The 10,994-nt window shown below is 70.2% G+C and carries 10 protein-coding genes; 1 reads left to right on the top strand and 9 read right to left on the bottom strand.

What is annotated here, in order from left to right; all coding sequences use genetic code 11:
• Nucleotides 1-49 precede the first annotated feature (49 nt).
• From JOY88_RS20345 to JOY88_RS20310, 8 genes are all read right to left on the bottom strand, one after another.
• Nucleotides 50-619: a YceI family protein gene (locus tag JOY88_RS20345; protein WP_293504472.1), complete on the bottom strand. Its 570-nt coding sequence runs from the start codon at nucleotides 617-619 to the stop codon at nucleotides 50-52.
• 26 nt (nucleotides 620-645) lie between these two features.
• A complete protein-coding gene (locus tag JOY88_RS20340; protein WP_293504471.1) occupies nucleotides 646-1,179 on the bottom strand; it encodes a YceI family protein in 534 nt (177 codons plus the stop codon).
• Between the two features lie 14 nt (nucleotides 1,180-1,193).
• On the bottom strand, nucleotides 1,194-1,736 hold the full coding sequence (locus JOY88_RS20335; RefSeq protein WP_293504470.1) for a cytochrome b: 543 nt from the start codon (nucleotides 1,734-1,736) through the stop codon (nucleotides 1,194-1,196).
• Nucleotides 1,737-1,832: 96 nt separating this feature from the next.
• The gene (locus tag JOY88_RS20330) at nucleotides 1,833-2,738 is read right to left on the bottom strand and encodes a DMT family transporter (RefSeq protein WP_293504469.1); all 906 of its coding nucleotides are present in this window, start codon (nucleotides 2,736-2,738) and stop codon (nucleotides 1,833-1,835) included.
• A gap of 73 nt (nucleotides 2,739-2,811) precedes the next feature.
• On the bottom strand, nucleotides 2,812-5,484 hold the full coding sequence (locus tag JOY88_RS20325) for a hybrid sensor histidine kinase/response regulator (protein WP_293504468.1): 2,673 nt from the start codon (nucleotides 5,482-5,484) through the stop codon (nucleotides 2,812-2,814).
• Nucleotides 5,481-6,542, bottom strand: coding sequence for a SpoIIE family protein phosphatase (locus tag JOY88_RS20320; RefSeq protein ID WP_293504467.1), 1,062 nt, complete (start codon nucleotides 6,540-6,542; stop codon nucleotides 5,481-5,483). Before JOY88_RS20320 ends, JOY88_RS20325 begins: the two co-directional genes overlap by 4 nt.
• Nucleotides 6,539-6,916: an STAS domain-containing protein gene (locus JOY88_RS20315; RefSeq protein ID WP_293504466.1), complete on the bottom strand. Its 378-nt coding sequence runs from the start codon at nucleotides 6,914-6,916 to the stop codon at nucleotides 6,539-6,541. The genes JOY88_RS20320 and JOY88_RS20315 overlap by 4 nt, the downstream gene beginning before the upstream one ends.
• A gap of 16 nt (nucleotides 6,917-6,932) precedes the next feature.
• Entirely contained in the window at nucleotides 6,933-7,799 is an 867-nt protein-coding gene (locus tag JOY88_RS20310) for a protoglobin domain-containing protein (protein ID WP_293504465.1), read from the bottom strand.
• 225 nt (nucleotides 7,800-8,024) lie between these two features.
• Between JOY88_RS20310 and JOY88_RS20305 the strand changes: the two genes are divergently transcribed.
• Nucleotides 8,025-8,531, top strand: coding sequence for a DUF4440 domain-containing protein (locus tag JOY88_RS20305; RefSeq protein WP_293504464.1), 507 nt, complete (start codon nucleotides 8,025-8,027; stop codon nucleotides 8,529-8,531).
• 38 nt (nucleotides 8,532-8,569) lie between these two features.
• Here JOY88_RS20305 and JOY88_RS20300 read toward each other — a convergent pair.
• Nucleotides 8,570-10,994 (bottom strand): indolepyruvate ferredoxin oxidoreductase family protein (locus tag JOY88_RS20300; protein ID WP_293504463.1); only part of this gene is annotated, 2,425 nt, incomplete at its 5' end.

The raw sequence follows: 10,994 nt of genomic DNA, 5'->3' as shown, positions 1-10,994 counted from the left end.
ACGACGAGGCCCGCCAGTGGGCGGGCCTCGGGGCGGGAGCCGGCAGCGCTTACTGCTGCTTGATCGCCTCGACCTGGATCAGCAGGCGGATGTTGTCCGGCGTGACCGGTGCGGCATAGGTGATGCCGAACTGGCTGCGCTGCAGGGTGGTCTCGAAGTCGCCGCCGCAGACCTCGCGCTTGAGCATGGGGTTCTCGTAGCAATTGAAGCCCGTGGCCGTCAGCGTGACCGGGTTGGTCTTGCCGTGCAGCGTCAGCTCGCCGGTGACGCTGGCGACCTTGTCGCCATTGAAGGTGAACTTGTCGCCGACGAACTTGGCCGTCGGGAACTGCTCGACCTCGAAGAAGTCCTTGCTCTTCAGGTGGCCGTCGAACTGCGGCGAGCCGGTCGTGATGGAGGCCATGTCGATCGTGAACTCCACCTTGCCGGTCTTGGCGGCCTTGTCCAGCGTGACGGTGCCTTCCTTCTTGTCCCAGCGGCCGCGCAGCGTGCTGGTGCCGAAGTGCTTGGCCTCGAACGTGACCGCCGTGTGGTTCTTGTCGATCATGTAGGTGGCACTCTGGGCCTGGGCGGCGCCGACGGCGGCCAGCAGGGCGGTGAGGAGCAGGGCTTTCTTCATCGGGGGTCTCCGAGGGTGGGGTGGAATTAAAGGCCGCTGAAGGCCAGCTTGAACTTGATGGTGACGTCGTTGGCGACCATGGACGTGTCGGCCCATTCGCCGTCGCCGATCTTGAAGTCCAGGCGCTTGATGGCCACGCTGCCCGCGGCGACGCCGGAGGACAGCGTGATCGGCACGACGACGTCGCGGCTGGCGCCCTTGATGGTCAGCTTGCCGGCCACGTCGTACTTGCCGGGGCCGGTGGGCTTGATGCCGCTGGACACGAACGTCGCCTTGCCGTTGCGCTTGGTGTCGAACCAGGGCGTGCCTGCCAGCTCCTTGTCGAAGCTGGGGTCGCCGAGGGAGACGCTGGCAAGGTCCACCGTGAAGGCGATCTTGCCGGCCTCGGGTTTCTTGGCGTCGAAGTCCAGCTGTGCCTCGAACTTGCGGAACTTGCCGTCGACCGGCACGCCCATCTGCTTGAAGGTGAAGCTGAGGTCGCTCTTCTCGGGCTGCAGCGTGGCGGCCTGGGCCGGCAGGAAGGTGGCGGCGAGCAGCAGGGAAGCCAGTAGTTTCGTCATGGCGGGGTCCTCGTTCAGGGGCGGCGTAGCGACATGCGGGCCAGCAGGCCGTCGCGGTCGATGAATTGATGCTTGAGCGCGGCAGCCACGTGGGCCAGCACCAGCGCAGCCAGGCCGTAGGCCAGCCAGGCGTGGACCGCCTCCAGCAGCTCGCCCAGGTCATGGTCCTTGGGCACGAAGTCGGGCAGCGGCAGCACGCCGAACCAGACGATGGGGAAGCCCTTGGCCGAGCTCATGGCCCAGCCGGTCAGCGGCACGGCGAAGAAGGCGACGTAGAACAGGGCGTGGGTGGCATGCGCGAGGCGGGCCTGCCAGGCGGGCATGGGCAGGTCGGCCGGCGGGCGGTGCGCCAGGCGCCAAAGCAGGCGCAGCGCCGACAGCGCAAGGATGGTGACACCGGCCCATTTGTGCCAGTTGTACAGCTTGAGCCGCAACGGCGAGAACGGCAGGTCGGCCATGTACAGGCCCACGCAGAAGGCGCAGACGATGGCCAGCGCCAGCAGCCAGTGCAGCACGATGGCAACGGGGGTGTAGCGGGCGGGGCTCGTCATGGGCATGCAGTGTGTTCCTGGGTGGCCGCGGTTCGGTTCACCGGCCTTGTCGCCATTGTTCGATGATTTTGAACTCACAAGCGTGCCGAGGGTCAATCCAGTTCAGCGTGGGGCCGGCTTGCGCCCCACGAGGAAGACCCCGGCCAGCACCAGCACGGTACCCAGCGCGATCCAGCCGTTCATCGGCTCGCCGAGGATGGCATAGCCCATCAGCACCGTGCTCATCGGCCCGACCATGCCGACCTGGGACGACAGCGGCGCGCCGATGCGGGCGATGGCCAGCATCACCATCAGCACGGGCGCCACCGTGCAGGCCGTGGCGTTCAGCAGCGACAGCCACAGCACCGGCTCGGGCACCCAGGCCGTGGACAGCGGCCGCAGCAGCGCGAACTGGGCGATGCACAACGCGCCGGCCACGCTGCTGGCCAGGCCCGTCAGCCGCAGCGCGCCCAGCCGTTGCACGACCTTGCCGCTGAGCGCCAGGTAGATCGCATAGCTGACCGCGCTGGCGAACACCAGCGCAGCGCCGAGCGCCGTATGGGTACCCTCGAAGCTCAGCTCATGCGCGAAGACGGCGACAACGCCGGCATAGCTGATGGCCATCGCCAGCAGCTGGCGCGGCTGCAGCCTGTGGTGGAAGAACAGCACCGACAGCAGCAGCACCAACGTCGGGTTGAGGTAGAGGATGAGGCGCTCCAGGCTGGCCGTGATGTAGGCCAGTCCGGCGAAGTCCAGGAAGCTGGCCAGGTAGTAGCCGGTGAAGCCCAGCACGGCGATGTCGCGCCAGTCCCGGCGCGTCAGCGCGGGCTTGCCGCGGCCGGCCCACCAGGCCAGCACGAGGAAGAAGGGCAGCGCCAGCAGCATGCGCCACATCAGCAGCGTGACCGCGTCGACGCCATGGCGGTAGGCCAGCTTGACGATGATGGCCTTGCCGGAGAAGCCGATGGCGCCCAGCATGGCAAGGAGGAGTCCCGGCCAGGCCGGGGGTTTGCGGGAACCGGGGGGCATCGGCCCAGCATAGGGCAGCCGCGCTCCGCCACCGTTCGCGAACGGGCAGGCCCCGATTGACGAGGCCCTGCCCTCAGTCGGCCGCCGGCTCGGGCCCGGGGAGCAGGTCCAGCGCGCGCCGGAACTCGAGCTTGCGGACGGCCGCCTCGACCGCGTCGGCGCGACCACCCAGCGCCCCGCTCAGCAGCTCGCGCTCGCTGTCGAACAGGATCAGCGCCCGTGCGTCGTCGGTTTCGAGCAGCCGCCTGAACGCCCGCAGCTGCGCCCGGGCCTGGGTCGGATCGGCCGCGCGCCGCGGCTGCATGGCGGCGTCGAACAGCGTGACCAGCGCCTGCTGCAGCTCCAGCCCCTGGGACAGCGCCAGCGCCACGGCGGCGTCATCGTGCCGCTCCAGCGCCGCCTCCAGCAGGCCTGCCGAGCGGGCCAGCTGCGCCGCACCGATCAGGCCCGCCACGCTGCGCGTGGTGTGCGCGGCGCGCATCGCCGCGGCATGGTCGCCGGCCTGCAGCGCCTGCCTGGCCTGGTGCAGATAGCCCTGCCGGTCGTTGCGGAAGCGGACGACGACGGAGGCATAGAGCGCCGTCCGGTTCATGAGCCGCCCCAGCGCCAGGTCCACCTCGAGCCCGCCCGCGCGAAGCTGGTCGAAGTCCAGCGGCGTGCCCTCGTCGGCGATGCCGGCGGCTGGCGCGCCCGGCGCCGCCGCGGGCTCACCCGCCACGCCGGGCATCCAGCGCTCGATGGCGTCGAAGAGCTTGGCGGGGTCCAGCGGCTTGGCCAGGTGGTCGTCCATGCCCGCGGCCAGGCAATGCTCGCGGTCGCCAGACATCGCGTTGGCCGTCAGCGCCAGGATGGGCAGGTGACTGCCGTCGCCGCGCTCGCCCTCGCGGCGGCGCCAGGCGCGGGTCGCGCTGAGGCCGTCCATCACCGGCATCTGCATGTCCATCAGCACCAGGTCGTAGCCACCCGACTCCAGCTGTTGCAGCGCCTCCTGGCCGTCGCCGGCGACGGCCACGTCGGCGCCCTCGGAGCGCAGCAGCTCCGTCGCCACCTGCTGGTTGACCTCGTTGTCCTCGGCCAGCAGCACGTGCAGGCCCTTGAAGCGCGCCGCGGGGCCGCGCGCGGCGCGCCGACCCGGCGCGTCGGCGCGCGGCTGCCCGGCCAGCAGCGCGTCGAGGGTGCTGGACAGCAGGCTGGCGCAGACGGGCTTGATCAGCACGCGGGCGAAGCCGGCCAGCTCGGCCTCGCGGATCACATGCTCGCGGCCATAGCCGGTGAGCAGCACGCAGGGCGGCAGGCCACCCGGTGTCTGTGCCAGCAGGCGGCGGCGCACCTCGATGCCGTTCAGGTCGGGCATGTGCCAGTCCAGCAGTACCACGTCATACGGTCTGCCGGCAGCCGCGGCGCGCGGGATGCACTCCAGCGCCTCGACACCGCCGCCGGCCTGCTCGACGCCGAAGCCCATGCCCTGCAGCACCTGCGTGATCGCATTGCGCGTGCTCTCGTGGTCGTCGACGACGAGGACGCGCCGCCCCTGCGCGCCGGCGCCCGGATGCGGAGCAGGCTTGGCGCGGCCGCGTTCGAACTCGATGCTGCACCAGAACGTGCTGCCCCGGCCGGGGACGCTGTCGACGCCGATCTGGCCGTGCATCAGCTCGACCAGGGCCTTGGAAATGGCCAGCCCCAGCCCCGTGCCACCGAAGCGGCGCGTGACCGAGCTGTCTGCCTGCTGGAAGGAGCGGAACAGCCTGCCGGACTCCTCGCCGGTCATGCCGACGCCGGTGTCCGACACCTCGATGCGCAGCGCCACCGCCGCCTCCTGCCGCACGGTGCAGCGCACGCGCACGGCGATCTCGCCCTGCTCGGTGAACTTGATCGCGTTGTTGGTGAGGTTGATGAGGACCTGGCCGAAGCGCAGCGGGTCGCCGACCAGCAGGAAGTCGATGCCGGGATCGACCTCGAAGAGCAGCTCCAGCCCCTTGGCCTCGGCGCGTTCGCCCACCAGCATCGCGAGGTTCTCGAGCACGGCCTCGAGGTCGAACTCGACCCGCTCCAGGTCCATGCGCCCCGCCTCGATCTTCGAGAAATCGAGGATGTCGTTGATGATGGCGAGAAGGTGCTGGCCCGCACCCTGGATCTTGTTCAGGTAGTCGCGCTGGCGCGCGTCCAGCTCGGTCTGCAGCGCCAGGTGGGCCATACCCAGCACGGCATTCATCGGCGTGCGGATCTCGTGGCTCATGTTGGCCAGGAACTCGGTCTTGGCGCGGGTGGCGGCCTCGGCCAGCTCGTTGGCGGCGGCGAGCTCGCGGTTCTGCGCCTGGATGAGCGAAAACAGCTCCTCGCGGCTTGCCTCCCGGAACTGGCGCTGCATGGCCTCCACTTCGGCTGGCGTCGGCACGCTGTCCAGCCGGCAGCGCAGGCAGAGGCCACCGCGCATCCGGGCGACCTCCAGGCCCGCGCCCAGAGTGCCCGGCAGCACGACGTCCGGCCAGGCTTCCCCGTCGAGCGCGGCGATCTCCAGGCACAGCTGGCACCGGTCCAGCTCCAGCTCGGCCCGCAGCCGCAGCATGGGCAGGCGCCGCAGCGCCTGGCCGCAGACCTCGGACAGCAGGCTGCAACAGCCGATCGCCTGCGTTGCGCGCAGCGCGCGGCAATGCGCCAGCGTGCGCAACAGCTTGCCCCGCGCCTGGACCTGTGCCCCGGCGCCGCTCAGCCGCACCTCGCCCAGCGACACCGTGCCGGCATTCATGCCAGCCTCACCGCCGCGCAGGCCGCATCGTCTATGCCCCGCCCGCATTGACTCACCACCTGGCGCGCCAGCGCCGCGGCCTCGCCCACCCCCGGCAGGCTGCCCCTGAAGCTTCGCAGTGTCTCGCTGACACCGTCGGAGTACAGCAGCAGCACCTGGCCAGGAGACAGCCGGGCCTGCTGGACGAAGGGCGTAGGGAAGCGGTCGCCGAGCACGCCGTCGCGCGACACCCCGCTCCAGGCCCGCTCATCGGCGGCGGGGCCCAGCAGCAGCGCACGGACATTGCCCACGCCGGCATAGCCGAGCATGCCCGCCACCGCGTCGATCCGGGCCACGCCGGCCGCCGCGCCCGGTGTGCCACGGCAGGCCAGGTGCAAGGCCTCGAGCAGCGGCACCAGGTCGGGGTTCGGATGATCCGCCACCAGCGCCGCCAGCCGCGTGACGAGGTCGTGGGCACGCGGCCCATGGCCCGACGCGTCCAGCACCGTGACGATCAGCTGGCGCGACGGGAGGGGCCGGAACACCACGGCGTCGCCCGACACCGACTGGCCAGGGCAGGGGTGGTTCTCGCTGCCCCAGCTCATCGCGAGCGCCGCCGGCTCGGCGGCGCTGCGGCGGCGGCAGGTCAGGCGTTCGCGCGACTCCGGGGCCCGCTCGCCCAGCCAGGTCAGGGCCTGCACGCTGGTGCCGCAGCCCGGGCCCGTCTCGATGTGGACATGGTCGGCCATGCGAAGCACGCCGGGCAGGCCCAGGCCCAGCGTGCCCGCGGTGCTGTAATGCTCGCGCACGGCGACCGGGACATCGGCGATGCCGGGGCCGTCATCCTCGGCCAGCACCTCGACGAGCTCCGCGCCAGCCTCGCGGCGTCGGCTCAGCCGCAGTTCGCCGCCATACGCGAACTTGAGCATGTTGCTGCCCAGCTCCGCGGCGATGGTGCAAAGCAGCGTGCGCTCGGCCTCGCCAACCCCGGCCAGCAGTTCGGCCCGGGGCAGCTGACTCAGCGCCAGCTGCAGGTCCAGCTCGCTGCGCAGGCGGTAGACCAACCGCTGCTCGCTCACGCCGGCTCCGCCTCGGCCAGGCCGCGCGCGTGGTCCAGGTCGCGGCAGAAACGCAGCTCGGGCGCCTGCAACTGCGCCAGCGCGAGATGGATGGCGATGCCGGGGTTCAGCGCCGTCAGATAGGCGCGGGCCCCGAGCAACCGGCACATGCCCCCCAACTCGGCCAGCCGCGCAAACTCCTGGCTGTCCATCACCAGCACGGCCGAGCAATCCAGCACGACGGCCCGCCAGGGCGTCACCGCCAGTCGCTGCAGCACCACATGCGCGAACCGCTCCAGGCCCGCCGGCCCCAGGTCCGGCGCGAGGCTGGCCACGAGCAGGCCGTCAAGCTCGCTGATGCGGCTGGCGTGCTCTATGTCGTCGGCGTCCAGCATGGTGGCACCGCGGCGCTCAGAGCGGCTTGCCGATCCGCTTCAGCGCCATCTCGAAGGCATCGCGCATGGTGGCCGTCGTCTGGATGTCGCCTATGGACACGCCCAGCTCGACCATGGTCCGCGCGATGGACGGCGAGACGCCCGAGATGATGGCCTCGCAACCCATGAACTGCGTGGCCCGGGTGATCTTGATGAGCTGGTTGGCCACGCCGGTGTCCACGCTGGCCACGCCCGAGATGTCGAGCACGAAGACGCGGGCGCGCGTCTCCGCGATCTTGGTGAGCGACTTGGTCATCACGTCGGCCGTGCGGGTCGAGTCGATGATGCCCACCAGCGGCAGCAGCAGGATGCTGTCCCAGATCGGCGTCACCGGCGTGCTCATCTCCATGACGGCCTTGGCGTGCAGCGCGATCTTGTCGCGCGCGATGGTCGCGATGGTGTCGATGACGACGTAGGTATCCAGCAGCATCAGCTTGGCGATCGCGGTCGTCCAGCGCACGTTGGCTGCCATCTCGTTGGGTCGCAGCTCGTGCAGGCATTCGGTGATGAAAGCCAGGAACTGGCTGACGCCGGCGAAGTAGATGTCGTTGGGCAGGTCGATGCTGGCGTGCACCTGACCGATATGCTGGCGCTGCCTGAGATAGAGGGCGTCCACGCGACCGCGCAGGAAGACGCGCCAATGCTGGATCTGCTGGCGCCGGACACGGTCCAGCTGCTCGTCAGAGGTGAAGTGACGCATCGCGCCGGGCTGGCTGCGCAGCCAGCCATACCAGCGCTCCACGATCCGGTCGAGGTGCTCGTCGAGCACCACTCCAGCCCCTGCAACCTCGGCCAGGTCCGTCTCGGTGATCGAGAACAAGCCCAGCAAGTCGTCTGGCGTCATATGCGCTCCCCTGGCCCGATTTCCGGTGCCTAGCGTGCGGACTCTACGGACTCTATTGCGTTTGCGGGCCACAAAATGCGGGAAGGCACACCGGCCGTGCGGAAATCGCCACGGCGCCACGCATGCCCCGGGACCCCGGGGCCGGTCGGCAGGCCGACGTTTTCTTCGCGTGCACCCGGCGCCGGCTTGCCGTTCAATGCACGCCACAACACAGGGAGACCAAGGATGCAGGTGACAGACAGGGTGCGCGTGCCGCTCGCCATCGCGGCATGCCTGCTGCTGGTGCTGGCCGGCGGCTGCACGACGACGCCCCGGGCGCTGGTATCGCCGCCGCTGCCTTGTGACGCGCCCGGCAGCGACTGCACCAACGAGCTGATGCAGGCGCTGGAGGATTGGAAGGAGGCCTACAACAGCCGCGACCCGCGGCGGCTGCAGCGGCTGTATGCCCCGGGCGCGCTGATCACGGACGACGAGTACTCGGCCGTGCCGCTGTCCGGCACGGCGCTGCCGCTGTTCTTCGACGAGATGGCAAAGCGGCCAACGGCACGCATGCGCTGGGTGGTCGGCAATCTGAAGCTGTTCGGCGAGACGGCGGTGCGTTCGGGCGAATGCGAGTTCAGCGAGCAGGCCGACGGCCGGCCGCCAAGCCGGCCTGTGCGCTACAGCTTTGCCTACCAGCGCATCGACGGCCGCTGGCTGATCGTGCTGCAGCACACGACGCTGAGGCCCTGAGGACCTCACGCCGGCCGGCGTGAGGTCGAGCCGGGGCCTTACACCTTGGCCAGCAACGCGTCCCACTTGGCCTTGGCGGCCTTTTCGTGGCGGGCCTTCACATGGCCATAGCCACGGATGTCCTCGGGCACGCGGGCCAGCTCGACGGCGGTGGGCAGCGACTCGGCGCTCAGGCCGGCCAGCGCCTTGTCGACGCCGGCGCGGTAGTCGGCGATCCAGCGGCGCTCCATCCTGCGCTCCTCGGTGTGGCCGAAGATGTCGAAAGCCGTGCCACGCAGGCCCTTCATCCTGGCCAGCAGGCCGAAGGCGGGACGGATCCAGCCGCCGAAGGGCCTCTTCACCAGTTCACCCTTGTCGTTCTTCTTCGCGAACAGGGGCGGCGCGAGGTGGTGCACCAGCTTGTAGTCGCCCTCGAACATGCCGGCGATCTTGTTGGTGAACGCGACGTCGGTGTGCAGGCGGGCGACCTCGTACTCGTCCTTGTAGGCCATCAACTTGAACAGGTAGCGGGCCACGGCCTCGGTCAGCGTGGTCTTGCTGCCCAGCTTGGCCTCGGCCGCACGCACCTTGTCGACGAAGGCCTGGTACTCGGCCGCGTAGGCTGCATTCTGGTAGCCGGTCAGGAATTCCACGCGCTTGGCGACGATCTCGTCGAGGCTCTGGCGCTTGACGAGCTGGATGACGGCCTGGGCCGCGTACAGCGACTGCACGCTCTTCAGGTCGTGCGCGCAGCGGCGGCCCCATTCGAACGCCGCCTTGTTGTTGTCGACCTGCACGCCGTTGAGCTCGATGGCGCGCATCAGCGCGTCGTAGCTCAGCGGGATGCGGCCCTGCTGCCAGGCGTAGCCCAGCATCAGCGGGTTGGTGTAGAGCGAATCGCCCAGCAGCTTGACGGCCACGTCCTCGGCGTCGAAGGCGCCCAGGTGCCCTTCGCCGACGGCCTTGCCCAGCGCCTGCTCGCAGGCCGTGCCCGGGAAGCTCCAGTCCGGATCGTTGACCAGCGTCGCCGTCGGCGAGCCATGCGTGTTCAGCGCCACGAAGGTGCGGCCCTCGCGCATGACGGCCAGCGTCGCCTTGTTGGCGGCGACGATGGCGTCGCAGGCGATGACGAGGTCGGCCTCGGCCGTGCCGACCTTGGTGCAGTAGATGGCCTCGGGCTGGTTGGCGATCTGGATGTGGCTCCAGGTCGCGCCGCCCTTCTGCGCCAGGCCCGCGGCGTCCTGCGTGATGACGCCCTTGCCCTCAAGGTGCGCCGCCATGCCGAGCAGCTGGCCTATGGTGATGACGCCCGTGCCGCCCACGCCGGCGACGACGATGCCCCAGGCTTGTTCCGCGTTCGGGACGACGGGCATGGGCAGCATGCCCAGCGCCGCGTCGAAGGGGCTCTTGCGGCCCTCCTTCTTGGGCTTCTTCAGCTCGCCGCCCTCGACGGTGACGAAGCTGGGGCAGAAGCCCTTCACGCAGGAGTAGTCCTTGTTGCAGGTGTTCTGGTTGATCTGGCGCTTGCGGCCGAAATCGGTCTCCAGCGGCTCGACGGACAGGCAGTTGGACTGGATGGAGCAGTCGCCGCAGCCCTCGCAGACCAGCTCGTTGATGACGACGCGCTTGGCCGGGTCGACCAGCTTGCCGCGCTTGCGGCGGCGGCGCTTCTCGGTCGCGCAGGTCTGGTCGTAGATGATCACGCTGGTGCCCGCGATCTCGCGGAATTCACGCTGGATCCGGTCGAGCTCGTCGCGGTGGTGCACGGTCACGCCCTCGCTGATCGGGCTGTTCATGATCTGCGTGACGCTGTGGCCCTCGGGACGCTCGCCGACCTGCTGGCCGCCGGTCATCGCGACCGCGTCGTTGTACAGCAGCTTGTAGGTGACGTCGAGCCCGGCTGCGACCGCGGCGCGGACTGCGAGCGAACCGGAGTGGTGGAAGGTCCCGTCACCGATGTTCTGGACGTAGTGCTGCGGTGTGAGGAACGGCTCCATCCCGATCCACTGCGCGCCCTCCCCGCCCATCTGCGTGAGGCCGCTGACGTTGCCGTGCCCGGGCCCGGCGAGGAGGACCATCGTGTGGCAGCCGATGCCGGCACCGACGAGCGTGTCGTCGGGCGCGGCGGTGCTCGTGTTGTGCGGGCAGCCGGAGCAGAAGAACGGCGTGCGCGCCGGACCGAGCTCCGGGCTGCGACGGGCGTCGGCGGCGCCGAGCTGCTCGAGCCGGGCGCGCGCGCCCGCGTGCTCCTCGCGCGCGAGGAGCCGAGCGCCGACGAGGCGAGCGATCGCGTCGGCGTCGAACGCCCCGGCGGCGGGCACGAGCGTGGCGCCGCGCGCGTCGCGGGTGCCGGACACGACCGGCTGGTGCGGCCCGCCGTAGAGCGCGTCGCGCACGTGGCGCTCGAGGAACGGGCCCTTGTCCTCGATCACGAGGACCTCCTCGAGGCCGGGGGCGAACTCGCGGACGGCCTGCTCGTCGAAG

The sequence above is a fragment of the Roseateles sp. genome, assembly GCF_019237615.1.
Classification (GTDB): Bacteria; Pseudomonadota; Gammaproteobacteria; order Burkholderiales; family Burkholderiaceae_C; genus Pelomonas.
Note: the sequence above shows the minus strand (reverse complement) of the source record. Positions and strands in the feature narration are given on the sequence as shown.